Annotated in this window: 20 protein-coding genes; 17 read left to right on the forward strand and 3 right to left on the reverse strand. The window is 53.0% G+C overall.

Annotated elements, in window-relative coordinates:
* The first annotated feature begins 56 nt into the window (after positions 1 to 56).
* The 7 genes from NST43_RS09090 to NST43_RS09120 all read left to right on the forward strand — a co-directional run bounded on the left by NST43_RS09090 (position 57) and on the right by NST43_RS09120 (position 8,918).
* Positions 57 to 791 carry an ABC-2 family transporter protein gene (locus NST43_RS09090; protein ID WP_339223910.1) on the forward strand — a complete coding sequence of 245 codons (735 nt, stop codon included), beginning with the start codon at positions 57 to 59 and terminating at the stop codon, positions 789 to 791.
* 27 nt (positions 792 to 818) lie between these two features.
* Entirely contained in the window at positions 819 to 1,886 is a 1,068-nt protein-coding gene (locus NST43_RS09095; protein WP_339223912.1) for a Gfo/Idh/MocA family oxidoreductase, read from the forward strand.
* Positions 1,876 to 2,130 carry an acyl carrier protein gene (locus NST43_RS09100; protein ID WP_339223913.1) on the forward strand — a complete coding sequence of 85 codons (255 nt, stop codon included), beginning with the start codon at positions 1,876 to 1,878 and terminating at the stop codon, positions 2,128 to 2,130. The genes NST43_RS09095 and NST43_RS09100 overlap by 11 nt, the downstream gene beginning before the upstream one ends.
* Positions 2,124 to 3,635 (forward strand): discoidin domain-containing protein, encoded by a 1,512-nt coding sequence (locus NST43_RS09105; protein ID WP_339223915.1) that lies wholly within the window; start codon positions 2,124 to 2,126, stop codon positions 3,633 to 3,635. The genes NST43_RS09100 and NST43_RS09105 overlap by 7 nt, the downstream gene beginning before the upstream one ends.
* 95 nt (positions 3,636 to 3,730) lie before the next feature.
* Entirely contained in the window at positions 3,731 to 6,175 is a 2,445-nt protein-coding gene (locus NST43_RS09110) for a glycoside hydrolase (protein ID WP_339223917.1), read from the forward strand.
* A 325-nt stretch (positions 6,176 to 6,500) separates the two neighbouring features.
* Positions 6,501 to 8,054, forward strand: a complete 1,554-nt coding sequence (locus NST43_RS09115) for a response regulator (protein WP_339223918.1) — start codon at positions 6,501 to 6,503, stop codon at positions 8,052 to 8,054.
* A gap of 120 nt (positions 8,055 to 8,174) precedes the next feature.
* Positions 8,175 to 8,918, forward strand: coding sequence for a class I SAM-dependent methyltransferase (locus NST43_RS09120; protein ID WP_339223920.1), 744 nt, complete (start codon positions 8,175 to 8,177; stop codon positions 8,916 to 8,918).
* 454 nt (positions 8,919 to 9,372) lie between these two features.
* Here NST43_RS09120 and NST43_RS09125 read toward each other — a convergent pair whose 3' ends face one another.
* The 3 genes from NST43_RS09125 to NST43_RS09135 form a co-directional block, all read right to left on the reverse strand.
* Positions 9,373 to 10,326 carry an ROK family protein gene (locus tag NST43_RS09125; RefSeq protein WP_339223922.1) on the reverse strand — a complete coding sequence of 318 codons (954 nt, stop codon included), beginning with the start codon at positions 10,324 to 10,326 and terminating at the stop codon, positions 9,373 to 9,375.
* On the reverse strand, positions 10,316 to 12,142 hold the full coding sequence (locus tag NST43_RS09130; protein ID WP_339223923.1) for a class I mannose-6-phosphate isomerase: 1,827 nt from the start codon (positions 12,140 to 12,142) through the stop codon (positions 10,316 to 10,318). Before NST43_RS09130 ends, NST43_RS09125 begins: the two co-directional genes overlap by 11 nt.
* Positions 12,143 to 12,250: 108 nt before the next feature.
* A complete protein-coding gene (locus NST43_RS09135; protein ID WP_339223925.1) occupies positions 12,251 to 13,150 on the reverse strand; it encodes an AraC family transcriptional regulator in 900 nt (299 codons plus the stop codon).
* Positions 13,151 to 13,231: 81 nt separating this feature from the next.
* Between NST43_RS09135 and NST43_RS09140 the strand changes: the two genes are divergently transcribed.
* From NST43_RS09140 to NST43_RS09185, 10 genes are all read left to right on the forward strand, one after another.
* Positions 13,232 to 14,764 (forward strand): helix-turn-helix domain-containing protein, encoded by a 1,533-nt coding sequence (locus NST43_RS09140; RefSeq protein ID WP_339223926.1) that lies wholly within the window; start codon positions 13,232 to 13,234, stop codon positions 14,762 to 14,764.
* Between the two features lie 156 nt (positions 14,765 to 14,920).
* Positions 14,921 to 16,618 (forward strand): extracellular solute-binding protein, encoded by a 1,698-nt coding sequence (locus NST43_RS09145; RefSeq protein ID WP_339223928.1) that lies wholly within the window; start codon positions 14,921 to 14,923, stop codon positions 16,616 to 16,618.
* The gene (locus NST43_RS09150; RefSeq protein WP_039297518.1) at positions 16,615 to 17,505 is read left to right on the forward strand and encodes an ABC transporter permease subunit; all 891 of its coding nucleotides are present in this window, start codon (positions 16,615 to 16,617) and stop codon (positions 17,503 to 17,505) included. The genes NST43_RS09145 and NST43_RS09150 overlap by 4 nt, the downstream gene beginning before the upstream one ends.
* 15 nt (positions 17,506 to 17,520) lie before the next feature.
* Positions 17,521 to 18,402, forward strand: a complete 882-nt coding sequence (locus tag NST43_RS09155) for a carbohydrate ABC transporter permease (RefSeq protein ID WP_339223933.1) — start codon at positions 17,521 to 17,523, stop codon at positions 18,400 to 18,402.
* Positions 18,403 to 18,529: 127 nt separating this feature from the next.
* Positions 18,530 to 20,254: a sensor histidine kinase gene (locus NST43_RS09160; protein WP_339223935.1), complete on the forward strand. Its 1,725-nt coding sequence runs from the start codon at positions 18,530 to 18,532 to the stop codon at positions 20,252 to 20,254.
* 173 nt (positions 20,255 to 20,427) lie between these two features.
* Positions 20,428 to 20,997: an RNA polymerase sigma factor gene (locus NST43_RS09165; RefSeq protein WP_339223937.1), complete on the forward strand. Its 570-nt coding sequence runs from the start codon at positions 20,428 to 20,430 to the stop codon at positions 20,995 to 20,997.
* Positions 20,960 to 21,253 (forward strand): hypothetical protein, encoded by a 294-nt coding sequence (locus NST43_RS09170; RefSeq protein ID WP_339223938.1) that lies wholly within the window; start codon positions 20,960 to 20,962, stop codon positions 21,251 to 21,253. Before NST43_RS09165 ends, NST43_RS09170 begins: the two co-directional genes overlap by 38 nt.
* Positions 21,254 to 21,284: 31 nt before the next feature.
* Entirely contained in the window at positions 21,285 to 22,160 is an 876-nt protein-coding gene (locus NST43_RS09175) for an ABC transporter ATP-binding protein (RefSeq protein ID WP_339223940.1), read from the forward strand.
* Positions 22,157 to 23,386, forward strand: coding sequence for an ABC transporter permease (locus NST43_RS09180; RefSeq protein ID WP_339223942.1), 1,230 nt, complete (start codon positions 22,157 to 22,159; stop codon positions 23,384 to 23,386). The genes NST43_RS09175 and NST43_RS09180 overlap by 4 nt, the downstream gene beginning before the upstream one ends.
* A complete protein-coding gene (locus NST43_RS09185) occupies positions 23,383 to 24,015 on the forward strand; it encodes a hypothetical protein (protein WP_339223944.1) in 633 nt (210 codons plus the stop codon). Before NST43_RS09180 ends, NST43_RS09185 begins: the two co-directional genes overlap by 4 nt.
* Positions 24,016 to 24,037: the final 22 nt, after the last annotated feature.

Raw genomic sequence — 24,037 nt, forward strand, 5'->3', positions numbered from 1 at the left:
TCCGGAAGTACGGTTTCATATACAGCTTGTTCATCAAAAATTCCCTGATGTCCCAAATGGAGTATCGGGTGAATTTCCTGATGGGCCTGCTGGTGGAGACCTCCTATCTGTTCGCCAAATTCCTGTATGTGATTATTGTCTATGAGGCCGGCTTAACGCTGGATGGCGTGCCCATTGATGCGATATTGCTGTTTATTGGCACCTACACCTTGATGACGGGGTTATATTGGGGACTGTTTGCCATCAACTTCGTGCAGATCCCGGAGCATGTAAGAACGGGGTCACTCGATCTTTTGTTAACCAAGCCGATTTCCCTGCAATTTATGATGACGTTACGGAATGTTGACTTCGGCCTGGCGATTCCGAATGTGCTGGGCGGCGTGACCATGATTGTGGTGGGCTGGAGAAGACTGGGGCTTCCGGCCGATGCCGCTTCAATAGGCGGGTTCATCTTCTTCCTCGTGCTGGGGCTGTTCGTCACCTACACCCTGTTCCTGATCCCGCAGTTATTATCGTTCTGGTTCATTCAGATTGCTGCTGTCAATGACATCTCAAACGGCCTGTTCGAGCTGAATAACATGCCAATGATGATCTACTCCAAATGGATTCAGCGTATAGGGGTATTTGTTGTCCCTGTTCTATTGATTACTAACTTCTCACCCTTATTCGTGCTGGACCGGTTACATCCGGGCCTTTTCCTCTGGGCCATTCTGTCTCCCATTCTACTGCTGGGAATCACGAGATGGATCTGGTCCAAAGCGATTCGTAATTACAACAGCTCAGGCGGCTAGATATCCGGGATCACAGGAGGTAAGGATATGAATAATCACAATACTCAGAAGCCATACCGTATAGGGATTTTGGGCTGCTCCACAATCGCTCCGTTCTCGATCATTAACCCCGTCAGGGAGCTTGATCAATTTGTAACGTATGGTGTGGCGTCGCGTGATTTGGACAGATCGAAGGCTTATGCGCTGAAGCATGAGATTCCGCATGTTTTTGAAAGCTACGACAGGCTGCTGGCGTCGGCGGACATTGATGTGGTCTATATTCCGTTATCCAATTTCCTGCATAAGGAATGGACGCTGAAGGCGATTGAGGCTGGCAAGCATGTCTTGATTGAGAAACCGATGGCCCTACATGCCGATGAGGTGCTGCTCATCAATGAACGGGCCAAGGAGCAGGGTGTGCATGTCCTTGAAGCGCTAATGGTCCAGCATCATTCGTGGCAGCAGGATATAACGGACATGATAGCAGCTGAAACCTACGGCAAGCTCAAGAAGATCAAAACCCGGATTTCCTTTGAAATTCTGCAAAGCAACTACAGCGCGGATAATTACCGGTTCAAGCCGGAGTACGGCGGCGGCTGCTTCATCGACGAATGCTCGTACTGGCTGCAGTTTATTCAAAAGGTCATCGGCCTAATGCCGCAGACACTGGACGGATTCTCGACCTTCTCAGGCATCAATCAATGCGACTGGACCTTTCATGCGGCGCTGCAATATGAGGGGGGCGTCGAGGCAGAGTTCCTGGGTTCGTTTGAAATGCCGAACAATGCCACCCACTGGCTGGAGTTTGAGCGGGCCAGGGTAAGGATCAGCGGCTTTTTCAAGCCTTGCTATGGGGATTACAAGATCATCATTCAGGTTGAACATACGGAAGAGGGAACAACTGACAAGCTTGTGTACTCCCCGCAGAATTACTATGTGAACCAGCTCCGGTTCTTGGCTGAGGTTCTTGAAGGCACCAAAGAGAATATCACCTTATCCGAATCCTATGAACGAGTGGCAACTATGAACGCCATCTATGAGATGGCCAGGAACAAGCATGCCGGGCAGCCTACCCTGGAAGATAGACCGGACGGGGAGGTAGTGAATGTTGGATGACAGAGAACAGGAGCTGCGTAAGCTGCTCGCTCAATTGCCCGGCGGTCCTTCCCGGGTGAAGGATGCAGATATGGACGCGGATTTGCGAAGCTATGGCATGGATTCTTTGTTGTTTATTCATTTTGCGGTGGTCCTGGAAGAGCATTTCTCAATAGAGGTAAGCCCGGAATTTCTCGATATAGATAAACTGTACAGTCTTCAGAAGTGGAGAGAATATATTGATTCACAGGATCTTGTATGCTAGTAGCCCTGGAGATGGACTATTTCAGCGAGGGCTACCGGACCATGCACTCCAATTGTGTGGATTTGCCTATGGCGGGTGCTGCGGGCTTTCATCAGTATGAGAATTATTTCTACTATACCTTCCTGTATGCCGTCATGATGAATTGGGGAGAGGCAGCGGACGGGGACTGGGTGGCTTCCAGACGCAGCATTCTTAACAAGCTCGGCTTGACCCTTAAGGTGACTGAGGTCCTGGATACTGCGGAGCTGCTGTCTGCCATTCGCATGAACATTGATCAGCAGTGCCCGGTCGTGATGATTGCCAACTACAACTATCTGTTTTTTTTGAGCCAATACGGGACGGTCATTGATGATCATGCCGTGTTAATCACGGAATATGATGCAGCCAGAGAGCTGATCGTGATCCGGGAGAATCAGCTGAACAAGGAGGTAACCCTGAATGTGATGAAGGGGGAGCCTTTCTTCAAGCTGCAGCTGACCGAGGAGATGATAGCGGATATCTGGAATAAATCCAATGCTTCTTTTAAGGAAATCAGGAATTATTGTTATAACAAGCTGTTCAGCGTAGCGAAAATAGGCGAACCGGAGGTTCACAGCTATCTGGAGCTGGTTGAGGATTTCCTGAAGTGCTATAAGGACCGTTCCAGCCATTTAATAGAAGCCGTGGAACGGTTCAATCACAATGTCTCTCATATGGAGGGGCTTAATGACGCAAATGCCATTGCGGTTGAATTTGAAACCATGCGCAGGAGTTATCATGGCTCGGCGATCATTATGTTTGATATCTTCGAGAAGGCGCTGCCCTGGTTATCCGCTCATGAAGAATGGGGGCAGATAATCGGCGGGTTCCGGGATCAATATATCAAATTCAGATACCATCTGATCTCCAGTCTCCATGCGGATACGCTGAGACGGAAGCTGATGCCGCCGGATAGAATTCTTCAGCTTACAGAGGAGATTAGACATCTGGATACGGAGCTGTTCTCTCTGCTCGGTAAGCTGCTCGCCCATCATCATAAGGAGCAGGAATCTCACAATGCCGCACAGGCTTGGACGAATTATGCGGCTTGCGCTGAGGTATCGGCGGATAGTGAGTATAGCCTTGACCCGGAGACCGTCTGTCATGCCAGCCAGGCGGTGAATGGCAGGGGGGAGAATTGGGTCACGGATTCCTGGCATTCGGACACCGCCCAGCCCGTCCATTGGCTGCTGCTGGATCTGCTGAAGCGCAGAGATCTTCTGAGAATTGTGATCAGGCATTCGCCTGCCCCCGGCTATATCACGATGGATTATGAGCTGCAGGGCAGCAACGACAAAGAGAAATGGGAGCAGATAGCGGCTGTACGGAATAATGAGTCTGTTTTAACCGCGCATGAGGCTGACGGCTGTTCGTTCAGATACATCAGATTATATATTACTTATCCGGCCCAGAATGATTTTCAGGCGCGGATCTATGAGCTTGAAGTGTGGGGACTGCCTGATATCACTCAAGCCTCAAAAATCTGATATGATTCAAAAAAAAGTAGGATATCCTTCCATTTGGCCTGCTGGATATAATAAAACTGTAAAAATAAAATGCCAAATTGATTGGAGAATCAAACATGAACAACAAGAAGAAATGGACGATTTATGTGATTCATCATTCTCATACGGATATTGGCTACACCGAGCGGCAAGAGAAGATTGAGCAATATCACGTGGACTTTATCAGGCAGGCCATTGCGATCTGCGAGGCGGCTCAGACGGAAGAGCGTAAGGAATGGGCGGGCTTCAAATGGACCTGCGAAACCTTCTGGGCCGTGGAGAAGTTTCTGGAGGAAGCCACGGAAGCAGAGAAGGAACAATTTGCAGCCGCGCTCAGACGCGGGGATATTGAGTTATCGGGCACTTACTTGAATATGACGGAACTGATTAATTTCGAGCTGCTAAGCAGTATGCTTGCACGGGCAGGGCAATTCGCTAGGCCGCTGGGGCTTCAGGTGAAGTCGGCCATGACTGCGGATGTTAATGGATACAGCTGGGGTTATGCACAGGCTTTGGCAGACGCAGGAGTCGAGAATTTGCTGTCCAGTATCCACACGCATCACGGGATGTTTGCCATCGGACGCAAGCAATTCCCCTTCTATTGGGAGACACCCAAAGGCAACCGCCTGCTGGTATGGAGCGGCGAGCATTACATGATGGGGAATGATCTGGGGATCAATCCGGATGGGGCATTATCCTATACCATCAAAGACGAAGACCCTGTATGGGGAATCTCTAAAGATCACTGGAAGCTGGCTGAGACCCGGATTGCCCGCTATCTGGATCAGCTGGAGAAGGAGCAGTATCCCTACGATTTCGTATTGGTGAATGTCATGGGGCTGCTGCGGGATAACTCGGCGCCGAATCCAGGAATCATGACCTTCATCAAGGAATGGAATCAGAAGCACGGGGACCGTGTTGAGATTGAAATGACAACGCTTAACCGGTACTTCGAGCTGTTGCGGCAGCAGGAGGCCGAGATCCCTGTCTATAGCGGGGACTGGCCGGACTGGTGGTCCGATGGCGTAGCTTCAACGGCGATGCACACCCAGATCTTCAGGAATGCCCAGCGGACCCTGGACGTAGTCAAGCGGCTGGACCCGGAGCGCAAGCTGGCGGCGTCAAGCGATATGGCCCAGGCAGAGCAGCAGTTAATGATGTATGCCGAGCATACCTGGGGCTATCACTCCTCCATCTCTGAGCCCTGGCACATCATGGTGCAGGAGCTGGCCGTCCGCAAAGAGGCGTATGCCGCCAATGCCAGCAGACGGGTTCATGCCTCGCTGGATGCGGTGCTGAAGGCGCGGGGCGATGTGCTGCTGCGGGCAGACCGGGCATTCACCTATAAAGTAATCAATTCCTTCGATTACCCCGTAGAGGATCTGGCTCATTTCTATCTGGAGGAGCAGTGGGAAGCGGATTATTTCCGGCAGGGGCTCGAGGTGGTCGATGAGCAGAGCGGAGAAGTGGTCCACCATCAGCAGGAGAAGGTAAGCAGAGGATACCAGATTGCCGTCTTGGTCAAGCTGGGCGCGAAGGAAGAGAAGCGGTTCCGTATCCGGGAAGCCTCGAAGACCGTCCCGGTGACGACAAGCAGCACCCGTTTGCGGGGAGCCGACCGGATTCATGATATCCGGGATATCTTCCCTCCTGTGCAGGAGGAGAGCCCCCGGCTATTCATCACGGAGAATCATATTGAATCGCCTTATGTACGTATTGCGTGGAGAGCCGGAGAAGGCATCGTCTCCTGGATCGATAAGCAAACCGGCCAGGAATTCATTGATCCCCGCCAGACGCATGGAGCCTTCACACCGGTGTATGAAGTGACCCCCGGCGGCGGTGACGACCAGATGACCGTGCGGAGAATCATGGGCAGGAACCGCAAAGGCATGAATGTTCAGCGTTCGGAGGGTATCCTCTCAGGCGTGAAGGAAATAACGAACGGGCCGGTGTACGGCATCATTGAATTGAAATATCAGGTTCAAGGAATGAGCCACTATTCGTTATTCCTGAAGGTGTTCAAGGACCGGAAGAGAGTCGATGTCTCCGTCCGTATCCACAAGGATAGTGTGTGGGACCCGGAGAATGTGTACGTCGCCCTCCCCTTTAATATAGGCGGCAGCAGTGAGCTGTGGTTCGAGAAGGCCGGGGCTGTCCTGAGGCCGGGAGTAGATCAGATCCCGGGCACCTGTACGGATTTCTATTGTATTCAGGAAGGGCTTGCGGTGATATCCCCTCAAGGCGGGCTGTCCATTGCCACCCCGGATACGCCGCTGATGCAGACAGGACCTTTGGAATACGGCCCAAGACTGGTGCAGGGCCAGCAGGAGGAGAACCGCCATACCTCGTTATATGCCTGGGTGCTGACCAATTACTGGGAGACGAACTTCAAGGCGACCCTCGGGGGATTCTATGAATTCCGGTATATGCTGCAATGGGGAAGCGAAGCGGATACGGCAGAACAAGCTATTCAGTTGTGCCACAGTGCCAATGCAGGCACGGTTGCATTCAGAACCACATAAATTCCGGTGGGTATAAGAAGGGCTGAAGCTTTTATAGAGAAGCCCTTTTTTTGTGTAATTTATAGGCTTCAAGCTGTATAGATTGAACTTGGAAAAAATACAGACAGGGAAAAGTGACGGAGGAGAATTTTGGAACTGTAGGAGCGACAGCGTCCGCCTTTGTCACCGGATTTCCACCGCGAACAGCGGTATTAATCAAGAAATCTGGGGACAACAGCGGCCGGAGGGCCAAACATTCTCTGGAGTCACGGCAATCCCGGAATAGTAGAAATACAAGTTCACTCTATTTAGAAATGAGCCTTGAGTAAAAAGGGAGGCGTGCGCTGTGTACCGTATTCTGATTGTGGATGACGAACGCATTGAGAGAGAGGGCATTCAGCAATTGATACAGGAGCACCATCTGGAGCTGGAGACACTCCTTGCGGCGAATGGCGAGATTGCGCTGGAGATCCTACAGAAGCACAAAATTGATATTCTGATTACGGATATCAAGATGCCCTTTATGGACGGGCTGGAATTGTCGGAGAAGGTCAGCAGCCTGGGCCTGGATATCGAAATGATCATTTTCAGCGCTTACCATGAGTTTGAATATGCAAGAAGAGCCTTGCGGACCAATATATCGAATTATTTGCTGAAGCCGGTTCATATCCCGGAGTTTCTCAGTGTGGTGAGCGAGGCGATCCAGGCCTGTGAAGACAAAGCGGCCGAGAAAATGCGGAACGAACAACTGGTGGAGGGCTATAACCGGGGACTTCTGTACGAGAAGGAAAAAATGCTGCTGGACTCCCTAAACGGCGTGAAAATAAATACGGAGGCATGGATGTCCCCGGAACTGCTGGAATATGTCCAACACAAGCATTGGCTGCATATGATTCTGGTGGATTGCCGCCGGAAGTTTTTTGATATTCACAATGATGAATTCATTAGGCTGTTACACGATAACCTCAGCTACGCCTTCGATTATGTGAACTTGAGCGAGCATCAAAGCATGCTGTTCGTCAAGCACCCCCGCCCCATCCCCAAAGAGACGCTGCGTATGCTTGGAGATCAGATCATCCGCGCCGCCGCCGGGAGTCTGGAGCTGAATGTGGGTCTGGTGATCGGGAGAGCGGTGAATCAGCCGGAACAGCTATATGATGCCTATACCGAGATGGAGCAGATGCTGGAATTCAAATTTTTCATGGATGAGTATACCCTTCTATTTGCCGATGAACCCTTTGAGCAAGCGGGCTTTGACGAGATCGAATTGAATCCGATTCTGGATAAGGTCTACCAGTGTCTGGAGTATAACGATTTTACCGGTGCGAAATACAGTATAGAGCTGCTGTTTACCTACCTGAGAACCAAGGGGCAATTCTCGTCCCTGTACACCAAGTTCATCTGTTCGGAAATTATGAAAAAGGTGGTGACGCGCGAGAAAAACCGTGAGACTGCGGAGATGAATCATTACCTGGAGCAAATTCATAAGACCGTTTCTCTTCAGGATCTGAAGGATCATATGTTTGCGATCCTATCCCTCATGGAATCCGTCAGCGGAGCGAGCCCCAAGAAGGCCGCCAATCTTAAGCTGATCCGGACCATTACAGATGTAATCGACAAGGAATACGATCAGGACCTCTCTTTGGAAGGCATCGCGGAGAGGGTCTATTTGACCCCAAGTTATCTAAGCTATTTGTTCAAGAAGGAGACGGGCCAGAGTCTCATCCGTTACATCACGCAGGTGAGAATGGACAAAGCCGTTGAGCTGCTGAATACAACGAATATGAAGATCGTCGATATCTATAAGAAGCTGGGCTACAGAAGCTCGACCTATTTTATCCAGACCTTTCGTAATTACCATGGAGTCACTCCGGCCAAGTTCAGGGAAGGCTCTCCGTAGGGTAGATAAGAATTGATTATATTTATTAATTACCAGGCAGATGATCCGAAAAATTATAAAATATAGATTGAACTTGAAAAATATACAGACAGGGAAAAGTGACGGAGGAGAATTGGAGGAATGACAATGATTGAACATAACAATCTTGAAGAATATCAGGATCCGGTAAATTACGATCTTGAGTTCGGCGGTGAAGAGGACAAATATGAGTTCTACCTTGAGCTTGCCAGATCGAATCCCGGGGAAGTGCTGGAGCTGGCTTGCGGTACAGGCTTAACAACAATCCCGCTGGCGAAAGCCGGCATTAAGATGACGGGGGTAGATATCTCTTCAGCGATGCTGGCCCATGCGCGGCTGAAGGCGGAAGGGTTGCCGGTTACTTTCATAGAAAGTGATGCCCGGACCTTTGAATCGGACAAGCGGTTTGCGATGATCTATTTGACCGGGAATGCCTTTCAGGCATTTTTAAGTGATCAAGACCAGATCGGGTTACTGGCGACCGTTTACAGGCATCTGCAGCCCGGCGGAATCTTTGCCTTCGAGACCCGTAATCCCAAGGGCACGGAGTTAGCTGATGAAGAGGAGACCGGGTGGGGATCGTTCATAGATAAGGACGGGAATAACGTCAAGGTGTCAGGCACTCAATGCTATGATGCCAGCCGGCAGATCATGCATTGGGTAACTTTTCGGGATTGGGGGAATAAGCGGACCACCTCACGGATTTCTTGCCGGTTTACGGATCAGGATACGCTGCATTCTGTATTAACCCGTCAGGGCTTCCGCATCGAGCATCAATATGCGGACTGGCATAAAACACCCTTCACTCCGACAGCTTCATCAATCATTAGCGTTTGCCGCAAATGATCCAACTATTTCACACTGTAACGATACCGGAAATAGTTGGATTTTGTACACTTGCTGATGGACGATGGGACCCTGCGGCGGAAGCAGTTGTATAAACAGCACTTAAATTCTCCGATTTCAACCCAAGCAGCGAAAACGCACAATAGCAGATGTACTTTATCCACTTGCTTCCGTACATCCCCCGGAAATGGGCAAATTAAGATACGTTTTTCCACTTGTGATCCTGAGTGGGACGGGTGCAACGACGAAACGCCCGGCGAAAGCGCACGGTGAAGCTCGCCGCGAAGCGCCCGGCGAAAGCGCATGGAGAAGCTCGCCGCGAAACGCTCAGCGAAAGCGCATGGAGAAGCTCGGCGAGAAACGCTCAGCGAAAGCGCATGGTGAAGCTCGCCGCGAAGCGCCCGGCGAAAGCGCATGGCGACGCTCCCAGCGAAACGCATGGCGACGCCCTCGCCTATCCCCCGCTGAACATCCGGGCAATGCCCCGGAAGGTATAGGCGAGCACATGCTCCGCCTTGCGGACCGTCAGGGCGGGGGAGCATGACCTCTGCAAGCGGTCCAGCAAGGCAGGACCGAACAGGTCATGGCTTTTGGAGATTTGCCCGCCCAGCATGATGAAGTCCGGCCGGTAGCCGTCCACGTAAGGCTGGAGCATCTCCCCGAGCCGGGCTCCGAATTCGGCGAATACTCCGTGCGCGGCAGCATTCCCCTCTCTGGCTTCAAGAGCAAGCTCCTTCACATCCAACTCTGCTCCCAGAATCCCCGCCTCCCCAAGCCCTGCTTCACGTGCCAGCTTCAGGATGCCTCTGCGGGAGAACCAATCATCCGCCCTGCCGTCAAGATAAGGCTGGTCATACAGCCAGCCGTTCGGCGGGATGCCCGGACCGTATTCCATGATCCGCGAGCTGTCGATGAAGGCGGAGCCGAGCCCGGTTCCGAGCGTCAAGGCCATGAACCGCTCGCGCGGGAATTCCGCGCTGACTCCCAGCGCAAACAGGCGGGCGTCATTCTCGAAGCGGATATCCATGTCTGGCAGCGGGCCGGACTCCCCGGAGCTGCCAGCGGGCCAGCGTGCGCGTAAGGCTTGGCCCAGATTCAGCCCGTAGATCGCCTCGAATTTGCCAAGCCCCCGGATCAGACAGATCCCCTGCCTGTAATCGAACGGGCCGGGAAAAGCCATCCCGATATGATAGCGGCAGTCCGTTACAGCGTCCCGGTACCTATGCTGATACAGATCGTACTGGGCCTGAAAGATAGACATGAAATGGTCAAGGATCGTCTCCCGGTCCCGGTCAGCCAGGGCGGGGAATTCCATGTCACTGCCTTGCAGCGGAAGGCCGTCCTCCAGCACACAGGTCTTAATAAAGGTTCCGCCCACATCCAGCGCGAGTACAATATCACGGCTCAAGGAGACTCACATCCCATGCTGCGGAGACACCGGCCTTGATCAGCTTGCAGGGGCCGGAACCGGTATTGACGATGGTGTATTCCCCTAGTACAGCCGGGAGAATATACGATTCCGCATAATGCAGCTCCACAAACACCGCCTCGTCCGCAGCAGACACAATCCGTACCGCCTCTCCTTCAACGAGGTTATACATGGTCATTTCGCCGCGTGTATCGTCTTTCCAGGTATCCTTCAGGTGAACACGGTGGACATAGAACAGCAGATCGCTGCGCTGTCCCAGCACATACTCTTCATTCTCCCCTTGCTGCTGCACAAGCACCGGCGAAGGCATGAGCTGCTCTTCAACCCGGGCAGTCTTCTGCGTGAAGTCAATATTGTCGAAGGCGAAGTCGATGTTGATCGGCCGGGGTTTGCCGTCCAGATCCTTGCGCAGAAAATCATAGATTTTGAAGGTGAACCACCAGGTGGTAGAGGAGATCTCCAGCACCAGATTGTCTTTGCCTGCGGAATGAACGGTTCCGGGCGGGATCAGGTACAGCTCGCCCTTCCGGGACTCATAACGGTTGACATAATCGGTCAGCGGCAGCGGAATGCCTGTCTCCTGGGCCTTCTGCACCTCATGGCGGAACTGCTCCGGTGTGCAGTCTTCAGTCAGTCCGAGATAGACCCCGGAATCCCCCTGCTGCTCCATGATGTAATACGATTCCTGCTGGGCCATGAATTCATTGAACCGGCTGCGGATATAGTCCTGGGTAGGGTGGACCTGACAGGAGAGATTGTCTCCGTCCATCGTGTCCAGATAGTTGAAGCGGATCGGGAAATAATCTCCGAATAAGCCGGTCAGACGTTCCCCCAGAATCGCCGGATGCTCCTGCTGCATGACCAGCAGAAACGGAATTTCCATCTCTTTGCCTTCATACCCTACAAGGATGGAATTCTCGGGGGCAATCGGCTCGAAGCTCCAGGCACAGTTCACCCAATCCTCCGGCAGATCAGCCAGCTGTTTGAGGAATTGCCCGCCCCACACCCCCGGTGCATAAAAAGGCTTCACCCGCAGCGGCGCCCCGGCAATATCTGAGATCATCCGGCGCAGGGACGGCACGGCAGTCATGACCGGCTGCTTCGGCTGATTCAGGTCGAGGTAGTAGTCCATTTGATCCAGGATTTGTTTACGGTAGGTTTCGAGAATGGGCCATTCCACGAACAGGGCGATTTTATATTTCTCCACGGCATCCCGGTTCCAGTTAAGGCCGAAACTCAGCAACTCCTGCCGGTGGCCGGCCTGCTGGTATTCACGCGAGACATCCAGATATAAGGACAGATCGAACCGCCCCTCTCCAAGCCAGTAGGCCCCCGGGCCAAAAACCAGACAGAATGCAGCCGAGTCCGTACCCGACTCCATCTCATCCAGCCTGCGGGCGGCTTCTTCCCTGGCCCCGTCCCGGAAATAATCCTCTATACTTCCGTCAGTGAAATAGCCGAAGGCGCGGTTATCCGTAATATTGGCGGCAAAAAATTCCCGCAGCTCTTCGCCTGACTTGAGATAGCTGCCCGAACCGATGAGGGACACGGAATGACCCGCTTGCTCGAGCGCCTCCATTGTTTTTTGCAGAACAGTTTGAAACGGGGCACCGTGGGTTCCGTCCAAGGCAACATACAGCTTGCCGCTTCCCTTCCCGCTGGCGAGCTGAAGCAGGGTAGCGGTAATCGCTGAATAGCCTTCCCGGAGCACTGCGGGAGGAGCAGCCGAGGGTATGTCATCCTGAGGAACAGGAATGGGGCTGCGTACAAGGTTGACTGGTCGTTTAACAAACATGGGGAACTCACTCCTTCTAAGGGTTTACAACCATTGTAAGGAGTCCTTGCGGGATTATCTTTGAATACGGCGTCTGATTTTTTGTACAATCCGGACATTTGCTGATGATTAGCTCTGGTTCTGTCTTCCGTCTGCAAATTGCGATCTGCGGAACCGGGCGGGGGAGACACCAAGCTGTTTGGTGAATACGCGGGTGAAATAGTGCACAGACTCGAAGCCGCAGCGCTCGGCGATGTCTTTGATGGGCAAGTCGGTGTGCAGCAGCCAATCCTTGGCTTGTTGGATTCTTCGTTCCTGAATATAATGGACGAAAGTCTGGCCCAGGCATGCCTGGAAGATCCTCGACAGATGGCGTGGAGAGATATCCAGTTCCAGGGCTACCTGGGCCATATGCAGCGGGGAGGACAGATTGTCGCGGATATAGCGCCTGGCCCGCTCCAAATGGCGGTGCTCCCCGCTGTCCTCCTTCATCGCCCCGGCCTGCAGATGGGGTTCGGGGGAGAACGCCTGCGGGAAGGAATGCAGCAGAGCAAGCGCCAGATGGTTCATCGGCAGCCGGGACACCGCCGCTTCGCTCTCGGCCAGGCTGAAGAGGGTCCGCCAGATTCGGGCAGAGAGTGCGGCAGCTTCTTGCGGGGCTATGGCCTGCCCTCCGGCGGCGAGTTCCTGAAACGGCTTGCGGCCGTCCGCAGAGCTTAAGGCTTCGTCGATTTCAAAGGCAATGAAGAACAGGACCAGCCCCTGCTCACTAAGGATCTGGTGCCAGATGCCCGGACGCGAGCAGAACAGGGTCCCCGGCTCCAGGGGGAAGAGCACATCGTCATCCTGGTAAGAGCCGGTGCCTTGCTGGACATAACAGACTTCAAAAAAAGAATGGCGGTGCAGGGAATTATTATAATGATTCGGCATGAAGCCCCAGTAATGAATATGAAATGAGGTTTGTCCGTCACTGATATTTGAGATATGCTGATTCAAAAGTGCATTGGCTTTGCGGTACGCCAGGCGCATGGCGGGACCTCCTCATGGTGTAGGCTTCAATGAAATGATAACGTTTGCTTATGATTCTATCAGACATCAGGAGGGAACTCTATGTTTACCATATTGATCGTGGATGATGAGAAAATTGAACGGGACGGCATCCGGGGGCTGATCGCTGACATGAACTACGAGCTGCGGGTTGCCGAAGCGGAGAACGGGGAGAAGGCGCTGGAGTATCTTCGTCTGAACCCGGTGGACATCCTGCTCACAGATATCAAAATGCCCTTCATGGGCGGACTGGAGCTGGCTGAGCAGGCAAGCCTGGCGCAGCCCTCCCTGGAAATTATTATCTACAGTGCTTACGGGGAATTTGACTATGCCCGCCGGGCGCTCTATACCAATGCTTCCAGTTATCTGCTGAAGCCGATTGATATCGAGGAGTTCGCCGGGGTGATGTCAGGCGTGATACAGAAATGCGCAGATAAGGCCACCCAGCAGCGCCGCACTGCAGAGATGATGCAGGGGTATCAAAAGGGCCTGGAGTATGAAAGGGAGAAGTGGCTGACCGATGTACTGAACGGGGTTCAGGTGATCGCGGATGATGCCGCTCTGCCGTTCGGAGGGCAGCCGGCCGCTCTGCTGCTGATTGATTTCAAGGAGCGTTTCTTTGACCGCAGCTATGAGGCATTTGAGCAGGCGGCGGAGCAGCTCACAGCCGGTGAATATGAGCTGCTGAACCTGAATGAATATCAAAGTGTGCTTATATTCCCTTGCTCAGGCAGCGGCGGACAGAAAAGGATCAGGGACATGAGTGAAGCGCTGGCGGAGCGGATCGCGGAACGCTTTTACCGGCATTGCTGCATCGTATACAGCCGCGTGATCTCCGATTGGCAGGAGGTTTCGGCGTGTTATGAGCAGATGGAGCAGACGCTGGACTACAAATTCTTTTTTGAGGATACGGTGGTGCTGTTTGCCGGAGATGACCTTGCTGGCCGTGTCCCTGAGCTTGTCAGCACAGAGACGCTGATGGCGGATATTAACCAATTTATTACCCATGGAGAATATGCAGGCGCTGCCAAAAGCATTGAGCTGCTGTTCAGCCATTTGAGCCGGAACGGCGGTTCTTCTGCGATATATGTCAAGTATCTGTGTTCGGACCTGGTGCGGAATGCGTTTGAACAGTCGGCCCGCAGGCAGAAGGCGGATTTCCAGCAAACGGTAGAGCGTATCTTCAAAAGCGATTCGATTCTCGGGGTGAAGCAAGTGCTGCTGCAGGCGCTATCGGAAATAGAACCGGACAACGGCCCTCCCGATGAGAGCAAACGCCATATTGTCCAGCAGGTCATCCGGATTGTGGAGAAGGATTTCAGGGAGGATATCAGTCTGGAGGTTATCGCCGGGCGCGTATCGCTTAATCCCAGCTACCTGAGCCATTTGTTCAAGAAAGAAACCGGGCAGAGCCTGATCAAATTCATCACTCAGCAGCGTCTGGAACGGGCAAGGCATCTACTGGACAGCACCAATATGAAAATCGTCGATATCGCTGAACATGCCGGCTACTGGAGCTCCTCCTACTTCTGCCAGACCTTTAAAAAATATTACGGCATCAGTCCGCAGAAATATCGTGAAATACTGAACGAATAATAGTACGACTTCTTGAAGAGCACCTGCGGGTGCTTTTTACTTCCAAATTAATTGACGCGTATCCAAAGAATTTGGGATTTCGCTCCCTTCCAGGCTAATTTACAATTTAACTGTAAGCATGAAAGCGTTTTATAACAAAGTTTGGGAGGGGCATCTATGAGATTGAAGAGAATTCGTGTTATGGCTTTGCTGCTGTCCATGGTATTGGTGCTGGGAGTGCTGGCGGCTTGCGGCAGCAGTCCAAAGGAGGAGAAGGTAGCTGCGCCCGCCGGCAGTGAGTCCACGAATGCCGGAGGCAATGAACCATCCGCCACCGCCAAAGAGGACGATGGACCCTTCAGCAAATATGAAGAACCCGTTACCGTGTCTCTGGGGAGACAGGGCGTATCGGGGAATAACCTGCCGGCAGGAGATACGCTGGAGAATAACAAGTATCTGAAATATGTCGAGGACCGCTTGAACGTAAAGGTGAAATACGATTTCTCGGTGGAAGACCAGGATGCGTATAACCAGAAGGTTACCCTGGCAATCTCAAGCAATTCCCTGCCTGACATTCTGGTGGTGGATGAGCAGCAGTTCAAGAGAATGGCCAAAGCGGGTATGCTGGCCGATCTGACCGAATTATACGATCAATATGCCTCGCCGCTGATTAAGGATTATTACAACTCCTATACGGGAGACCGGGTACTGAACACCGGAAGAATCGACGGCAAGCTGATGGCGCTGCCCAATACCAACATCGACGGCAATTATCAGCTCCTGTGGATACGCCAGGACTGGCTGAACAAGCTGAAGCTTGAGACGCCCAGTACTATGGATGAGCTGAAGACTGTGATCAAAGCGTTCAAGGAGCAGGACCCTGACGGTAACGGAAAAGCGGATACCGTTGGTCTGCTTGGCGATAAATCAGTGGTCGCAGACGGCGGCTTCTTCACCTTCGATCCGATCTTCAATGCCAATCATGCCTATCCGAAGAACTGGTTCAAGGATGAGGGAGGAAACATCATCTACGGCTCCACGACTCCAGAGACCAAGCAGGCGCTCTCTGAGCTGAGAGAGATGTATGCGGACGGGTTGATTGACAAAGAGTTCCTGACCCGGAAGTACGAGGATAATGCCGGGCTGGTATCAGGAGGCCGGGCCGGTATCCTGTTCGCCCCCTGGTTCGGAGGCTGGGCATTGTCTGATGCGGTGAAGGCCAACCCGGAAGCAGATTGGGTGCCGCTGGCTGTGCCGCTGGACGGGGAAGGCAAACGGAATATCGTGCCATCCACGCCGTCGGGAACCTTCATGGTGGTGAACAAGAAGGCGGAACACCCCGAAGCTGCCTTGAAAATGCTCAGCGTGGAGTATGAAGGCATCCGCCTCCTTGATTCTACAGCGCAGGAGCTGTATAAGGATCTGGGTGTAGGCTGGCTCAATTATCCGATTAATGTGCAGCTGGATTATCAGGATTCCCTGGCACGCGATGTTCCGATCTATGAGAAGGCGATTAAGGATAAGAATCTGGACGGCCTGCCGGCCCGCATCCTGCCGAGAGTCAAGGCGGTCTTGAAGAATAATGAGAATCCGAAAAAGGATATTCCCGCTTATGCCGATTCACTGGCCTTCTATACTGCCGCCTCCATCACCGGAGCGAAAGAAATTGTGAAGGTGGAGCCTGTGTTCTACGGCAAGACCGAAGCGATGCTTAAAAAGGGAGCCAATCTGGAAAAACTCGAAAACGAGACCTTTTTGAAAATCATCACCGGCACTTCTCCCCTTGAAGAATTCGACAAGTTCGTGAAGACCTGGAAGAGCATCGGAGGGGATGAAATCACCAAAGAGGTTGCTGAGGCAGTTGAGTCACCATGAGAAGCAGGGCTTCCATCTGGAATTACCACCTGATGCTGCTCCCCGGCATATTGCTGCTCATAGCATTCAGCGTAGTTCCGATGTTCGGAATTGTGATTGCCTTCCAGGACTTTCAGCCTACGCTGGGCATCTTCCACTCGGATTGGGTGGGCTGGGAGAATTTCGAGTATATGTTCAGCCTGCCGGACAGCAGGCTGATTCTCGGAAACACCCTGAGCATTGCACTGATGAAGATCATTGCCGGATTGACCGTTCCCTTTGTCTTTGCCCTGCTGTTCCATGAAGTAGCGAATATTAAATTCAAGCGCACCATCCAAACGATTGTCTACCTGCCGCATTTCATGTCCTGGGTTATTCTATCAGGAGTGCTGATTAACCTGCTCAGTCTGGACGGCATTATCAATCAGATGATCCAGTGGTTCGGCGGTGATCCGATTATGTTCCTTCAGAGCAATCACTGGTTCCGCTTCGTGATCGTGTCGAGCGATGTGTGGAAGGAATTCGGCTTCAATACGATCATCTACATCGCTGCCCTGACTTCCATTAACACCAATCTGTACGAAGCAGCCGCCATTGATGGAGCGAACCGGTTCCAGCGGTTAACCAATATTACGATTCCGGGTCTGATGACCACGGTGATTCTGCTGGCGACCTTAAGCCTCGGCAATGTGCTGAATGCGGGCTTCGAGCAGATTCTCAACCTGTATAATCCGATTGTCTATGAGTCGGGGGATATCATTGATACTTATGTATACCGTTCAGGATTGCTTGAAATCCAGTATGGACTGGCAACAGCGGTAGGCCTGCTCAAATCGGTCGTAAGCTTTGTGCTGATTGCCGCTTCCTATGGTCTGGCTGCCCGGTTTGCCAACTACCGTATTTTCTGACAGAGGTGATTTGCTGTGATCCGCGGAACCAACCGGACTGTTGATATTGTGATTTATTGTATTCTAACCGTGATTGCTTTTCTCTCCTTGGCCCCCGTACTGAATACCTTGGCTATTTCGTTCAGCGGCAAGGTGGCGGCCATGTCGGGTCAGGTCTTCTTCTGGCCGGTTGATTTCAATCTGGAAGCCTATAAGTCGGTCATCAGTGACCGCAGCTTCTTCACTTCCTTTGGCGTATCTGTGAAAAGAGTGCTGCTCGGAGGAGCCATCAATCTGCTGGTTACCGTGCTGATGGCCTATCCTTTATCGAAATCGAACAAACATTTTCCGGGCAGAAATATCTATATGTGGTTCGTTATCTTCTGTATGCTGTTCAACGGCGGGCTGATCCCGTGGTATATGACGATCAATACGTACGGGCTGCTCGATTCCATCTGGGCGCTTGTGCTGCCTACCGCCGTTCCGGTATTTAATGTGATTCTGCTGATGAACTTCTTCAAAGGCGTTCCGAAGGAGTTGGAGGAGGCTGCCGGGATGGATGGGGCGGGGGCGTGGAGAACGCTGGTGACGATTTATATCCCCATCTCCCTGCCCTCACTCGCAACAGTCACCCTGTTCTCGGTCGTCGGTCACTGGAATGCGTTTTTTGACGGGATGATCCTGATGAACCACAAGGAGAATTGGCCGCTGCAAACGTATATCCAGCAATTGATTATCAGCGTGAATTCGATCATGAACACCACCGACCCGGAAGAGGTCAAGCGTCTGTCGAATATGTCGAGCCAACTGCTCAATGCGGCCAAGGTGATGGTCTCGATGATTCCGATCATGCTGATCTATCCGTTTCTGCAGCGGTATTTCGTCAGCGGAATCGTGCTCGGCGCCGTCAAAGAGTAAGCGTAAACTGCATGGAAGCAAGCGGGTGTCCCGAAAGCCGGAAACGGCTGGGGACACCCCTTTCTTATTTGAGGCAGGGCTTATGCGGCGGGCCGCTGCTTTTACAGATTGTTATTTGACAGGGTCAATGCTACGTTATAAGGACAAGAGGCTTAAGACAGGAGGGGTAGATCTGGAGCGTCCAGGCCGGTTCATCAGGAATTTAAGAATTAAGCATAAGCTGTTTGTCTCTTATTTGCTCGTTATCATTATTCCGCTCAGTGTGCTTGGCTGGTATTCGTATGACCAATCCAGGAATCTGCTCGTTCAGCAGGCCCGGCTGACCTTAACCGACAATGTGTCGGAGATCGCCGCCAATCTGGATTATAAGTTCGGCAAGCTCAATGCCGCGCTGGACTCGTTCACCTTCAACTCCAGTGTGGTGTCCGTCTTCAACAATGATTACTCCGATAATTACTATTATATGTACAATGATCTGAACACCATCGTGGAGCCGCTGTTCAATACGCTTCTGTTCCTGAACGAAGAGATCCGCCAGCTGACGGTGTATACAGGGAACAACATCACGGAACGGAAGAATACGATTCTGCCGATTAGCAGCGTATCCGGGAAGCCCTGGTATGAAGCGGCGATGGCCAGCGGCCAGACGCATTGGATCAAGGAGGGCACGGCCTTGTCTGCGGTGCGGAGAATGGTGGGCGGCTCGGGAACGCAATATGACAACCTGATCTACTTAGGCTTTGACAGCAAGGAGATTTTTGCGGGTCTGACCAATGTGGTCTCCGGTGAGTACGGCGTTCTGGTCGAGAATGGAGCGGGGGAGCCTGTGTATGACTATCACAGCGGGCTGCCTTCCTTTGCATCGGCCCAAGCAGCGGAAGAGCGCGCAAGCGATTTCATTGTGATCTCTCAGGCGCTGGACGTGACGGGCTGGAAGCTTGTCTTTTATATGCCCAAGAACTTGATCGGTGTCGATGCCAAGACGATTCTCCGCGCCACCATGCTCACGGTCGGGATTTGCCTGCTGATTCTGGTGCCTGCGGTCTGGCTGTTGTCGAACGCTTTTGTGAGAAGGATCTACCGTCTGAACCGCACGATGAAAAGGGTGACCCGCGGGGACCTGCATGTGGATATTGTGGTCGATTCCAATGACGAGATCGGCGAGCTGACCTCGCGGTTCAAGGATATGCTGCAAAGTTTGAATGAACTGTTCAATGAAGTCTACCGCAGCAAGGTTGTGCAGAAGGACGCGGAGCTGAAAGCGCTGCAGGCCCAGATCAATCCGCATTTTCTCTATAACTCCCTGTCGCTGATCAACTGGAAGGCTATAAGCATTAAAGCGTATGACATCAGTAAAATTACCACAACCCTCTCGAAGTTCTACCGTACGACCCTGAACAGGGGGCAGGATGTTATCAGCGTTCAGGATGAACTGGAGAATACGAAGTCTTATATTGATCTGCAGCTGATTATGCATGACCACAGCTTCGATGTAGTGTATGAGGTGGACCCGGAGGTGCTGGGCTATCATATGATCAAGCTGATTATGCAGCCGATTGTAGAGAATGCGATTGAGCACGGCGTAGACAACAAGCGGGAGGGGCGCGGCAGGATCAGCCTGCGGGCTTGCTTCGAGGAAGATACGATTGTATTCAGCATTGAAGACAACGGTCCGGGAATGACTCAGGAGACCATGGATACGGTATTAAGCAGGCAATCCAAATCGTATGGACTGTTCAACGCCCAGGAGAGAATCCGGATTTATTTTGGCGAGGCGTACGGGATCACGATCCACAGCGAAATCGGCCAGGGTACGGCCGTGACGGTGAGAATTCCCAAGAGGACCACGTGAAGGATGGAACATTTTGTCCGCAAGACTGTAACCTTTTGCCTTACTTGAACGAATAAGCAGTAGACGGCTGGGCAGGAGAGGAGGCGTGTGAGACGAACGGGAGCGAAAGTGAGCGAGGAGAAGGTCCGGTCACGGCGGATGAGGTAGCGGCTTCTCTGCTGTATGAAGAGGCGGTGCTAATCAGGTTCAGGGAAGGGAGCCGGGAGGCGTTTGAATGGCTGGTCCGGCAATACCGGGAGCCTGCTGTGCGGTTTGCGTACCACTTGACCGGGGATTATCATACCGCCGAGGATCTGGCGCAGGACTGCTTCGCCTATCTGCTGGTGTACCCGGAGAAATATGATTACCGGGCATCCTTCAAAACCTATCTGTTTACCATTCTCCGCAACAAGAGCATAGACTCGGTTCGTAAGCGTGCAAGGCAGCAGAGCTTGCCGTATACGGCGGAGAGCAGCAGCGTACATAACCCGGATGAGGGGAATCCTGAACGGCTGGCCATCATCCGGGAAGAGGATGTGGAATGGCGCAGAAGATTGCATCAGATGAAGCCGGACTACGGGCAGGCGGTATATCTGGTGGATGTGGGACAGATGTCTTATGAACAGGCAGCCGCAGTAATGAGCCGGAATCAAGTGAGCTTCAAGGTGCTGCTGCACCGGGCGCGCAAGAAGCTGAGGCAGATCTACGAGAAGGAGGAGTGGGATTGTGAAGTCAACGGAACAGGAGCAGCTATTTCTGGATGAGGTCTACCGCAAGGCCCGGCTGCTGGAATACGACAAGCGTGAAGCGCAGAAAGTGCTGTATAACCGCAGAGTGCTGGCCAGACGCAAGATTCTGACAGTCTCAGGCATCACAATCGTTACAGCCATATTCGCCCTGATGATTTGGATCGGCAAGGTGGATCAGGGGCTTTGTGTTGCGCTGTCACTCCTTCTGATTACAGCAGGTCTGCTGATCGAGAGGTTTGAATTACTGTGGGGTCTGGAGAACGAAGGATGAACGGGAGTTGCAGGAAAGGGAGAAAACTGAAATGGAGCTAATCATTAATCATTTGACCAAGACTTACGGAAGCAAGACGGCACTGCAGGATATCAGCTTTCGGGTAGGCGAGGGCATTCACGGCCTGCTGGGGCCGAACGGGGCAGGCAAAACTACGCTGATGCGACTGCTTGCCACCCTGCTAACGCCAAGCTCAGGAACGGTAGAGATAGGCGGGGTCCCTTTGCAGGATAAAGCCCGGGTGCGCGAACTGGTTGGCTATCTGCCGCAGGAGTTCGCCTTCTATCCCGGAATGACCGTCTATGAGGCTATGGATTATCTTGCGCTGCTGTCCGGGATTGGCGGCCGTTCCGAGCGGAAGCGGAGAATAGATGATCTGCTGGAGCAAGTGAACCTTATGGAGCAGCGCCGTACCAAGGTCAAGGCGCTGTCCGGCGGGATGAAGCGGCGGCTGGGCGTAGCCCAGGCCATGGTGCATGAGCCGAAGCTGCTGATTGTCGATGAGCCGACAGCGGGGCTGGACCCTGAGGAACGGATACGCTTCCGGCGGCTGCTGGGCCGGTTTGCGGAAAGGCGGATTGTTCTCTTGTCCACGCATGTGGTCGAGGATGTGGAATCCACCTGCGAGCAGATGACTGTGCTGCATCAGGGAAGTCTGCGTTATCACGGCCGGATAGGCGATCTGACCGCCGCCGCTGCCGGGCAGGTCTGGATCGCTGAGCTGGACCGGGCGGAATGGGAGCGTGACCGTGACCGGTTCCCGGTACTGTCTGCCGTGCCGGAAGGTACAGGCATGCGGGTCCGAGTGTTGGCGGAGGAGCAGCCCTTCGCAGGGGCACAGCAAGCCGCGCCATCGATTGAAGATGCGTACCTCCACCTGATGCGCAGGGAGGAATCCTACGTATGATGGCATTGATTGGCAAGGAGATGCGCATGACTCTGCGCAGCCTGGTATTCTATCTGTTTGTGATTGCCAGCGTGTTCTTCTATTTCACTTCTTATGCTACGGAGGAGACCTGGGGAGAGCTCGGTCCTCCTGTAATAAATACGCCGCAGAATATGGGGATTGCGGAACAGTCTTATTACGGCTGGACGTTCCCGGGGGATACCCGCAGCTTGGCTGAACAGATGAAGATTCATATGCAGCGGGATCTGAATGCGGGAGCCGGTGAGAAGCTCAGACTGGGCTTCCCGATGGAGGTGGAGCTGGATGCGGGAGAGAAGGCGGCCTTCACTGCTGCAATCTCGCAGCTGGATAAAGTCCTGAAGGACCCCGGCCAATATACCATGGATGAGGTTTACCAGATCGCTGAGGCATTGAACAGCGAATTGGGCGGAAGCAGTATGTATCAGCAAGGGGTGAGTAACTACGGTTATGCTATAACGTCTGTAGACGAAGCCATGAAGGCACAGCAAGCGCAGCTTGCGGAGTATAATGCGAAGGTGGACGGGGGGGAGCTGCTGCCAGGAGCCGCACGTTACTTCAGTGACTATATGTCACTGCCGGCAGGGATCTTCCCGGTCTTTCTGTCCGCCTTCCTGCTGCTCCGGGACCGCTCCAGCCGGATGAATGAATTGATCTACAGCCGCAGGGTCTCCCCGTGGGTGTATGTCGGGTCCAAGTTTATCGCCCAAGGGATTATGCTCTCTATGGTCTATCTCATTCTGGCTGTCATCGGGGGCTGGCAGACGGTGGATACCCTTGGGTTTACAGGTCAGACGGGGCAGGCCATAAGGACCTTTCTCAGCTATACGGCCTGGTGGCTGCTGCCCACCCTATGGATCTCGGTAGCCTTCGGGATGTTCGGCTCCATGCTGTTCCGCCGGGGCATTGTGCCTATTGCCCTGCAGATCGTCTGGTGGTTCGTATCCGTACTGCCGCTAATGGGCTCCTATGGGCTGAACCGGCTGTTCATCCGTTTCAATTCGCCTAATGACTATAACCTGTACAGAGGGTGGGCAGATGAGATTGCGCTTAACCGCAGCTTCTACCTGCTGCTGGCAATTCTTCTGACCGCCGGGGCAGCCTGGCTCTGGGAGCGAAACCGCAGCCGTCTGGATTCTGCACAGTCAATTGGCAAAAAAAAGACGAAGCGGACTCCGGCGGTCCCCGCACCCGGAGCACTGAGATGAGCCGGCAGATCATCGCTCCGCTCGCCCGCTACAACCTCAAGCTGACAGTACATTATTCCTGGTTGTTGTCAGCAGCACTTCTGGTTGCTATACCGATATTCATTGAGCCTGTGCTAATGGACAGGCTTCAGGTGGCTAAGCTGGGAGAACTGCTCCTCAGCCTGCTGGGACTGATAGTCTACCCGCAACTGGGTCTGTTGGAGGATGGAGGCATCCAGGAGGTGCTCTATGCCAAGCGGGTACGTCATCTTCCGTTATTTCTGTTCCGCTGGCTGCTTACCGCTCTCTATATCTTCCTCGCAGCTGCTGCTTTGTTCACCTGGATACATGGACACGGCGCGGATTTTGAGCTATGGCCGATGGTGGGAGGGACGGCAATCACCGCCCTTATGATCGGGTCAGCCGGGCTGACCGCCACTCTTCTGGCCGGCAACCTCTCGGCTGGATATATTGCCGGCTTCGCTTGGTATCTGCTGGATTTCACCACCAAGGGTAAACTGACCGGGCCCTTTTACCTGTTCGGCCTGCTTAAGGAACCATGGGATAACGGCAAGTGGCTGCTTGCCGGTCTATCGCTGACGCTTGCACTCTTCTGTGCCTTCTGGCTGCCGCGCAGGAGACTGGACTAACCTATAACCACCGCCTTGATGT

This window comes from Paenibacillus sp. FSL H8-0332, assembly GCF_037963835.1.
Taxonomy (GTDB): Bacteria; Bacillota; Bacilli; order Paenibacillales; family Paenibacillaceae; genus Paenibacillus_AQ; species Paenibacillus_AQ rhizoplanae.

Bases quoted from the DNA above. Each gene is read 5' to 3' on its own strand.
- NST43_RS09100 (WP_339223913.1), top strand. From the start codon at position 1,876: ATGTTGGATGACAGAGAACAGGAGCTGCGTAAGCTGCTCGCTCAATTG.
- NST43_RS09135 (WP_339223925.1), bottom strand. From the start codon at position 13,150: ATGCGCCTGGCGTACCGCAAAGCCAATGCACTTTTGAATCAGCATATC.
- NST43_RS09120 (WP_339223920.1), top strand. From the start codon at position 8,175: ATGACAATGATTGAACATAACAATCTTGAAGAATATCAGGATCCGGTA.
- NST43_RS09130 (WP_339223923.1), bottom strand. From the start codon at position 12,142: ATGTTTGTTAAACGACCAGTCAACCTTGTACGCAGCCCCATTCCTGTT.
- NST43_RS09105 (WP_339223915.1), top strand. From the start codon at position 2,124: ATGCTAGTAGCCCTGGAGATGGACTATTTCAGCGAGGGCTACCGGACC.
- NST43_RS09095 (WP_339223912.1), top strand. From the start codon at position 819: ATGAATAATCACAATACTCAGAAGCCATACCGTATAGGGATTTTGGGC.
- NST43_RS09175 (WP_339223940.1), top strand. From the start codon at position 21,285: ATGGAGCTAATCATTAATCATTTGACCAAGACTTACGGAAGCAAGACG.
- NST43_RS09160 (WP_339223935.1), top strand. From the start codon at position 18,530: ATGCTACGTTATAAGGACAAGAGGCTTAAGACAGGAGGGGTAGATCTG.
- NST43_RS09140 (WP_339223926.1), top strand. From the start codon at position 13,232: ATGTTTACCATATTGATCGTGGATGATGAGAAAATTGAACGGGACGGC.
- NST43_RS09145 (WP_339223928.1), top strand. From the start codon at position 14,921: ATGAGATTGAAGAGAATTCGTGTTATGGCTTTGCTGCTGTCCATGGTA.
- NST43_RS09180 (WP_339223942.1), top strand. From the start codon at position 22,157: ATGATGGCATTGATTGGCAAGGAGATGCGCATGACTCTGCGCAGCCTG.
- NST43_RS09090 (WP_339223910.1), top strand. From the start codon at position 57: ATGGAGTATCGGGTGAATTTCCTGATGGGCCTGCTGGTGGAGACCTCC.
- NST43_RS09185 (WP_339223944.1), top strand. From the start codon at position 23,383: ATGAGCCGGCAGATCATCGCTCCGCTCGCCCGCTACAACCTCAAGCTG.
- NST43_RS09110 (WP_339223917.1), top strand. From the start codon at position 3,731: ATGAACAACAAGAAGAAATGGACGATTTATGTGATTCATCATTCTCAT.
- NST43_RS09150 (WP_039297518.1), top strand. From the start codon at position 16,615: ATGAGAAGCAGGGCTTCCATCTGGAATTACCACCTGATGCTGCTCCCC.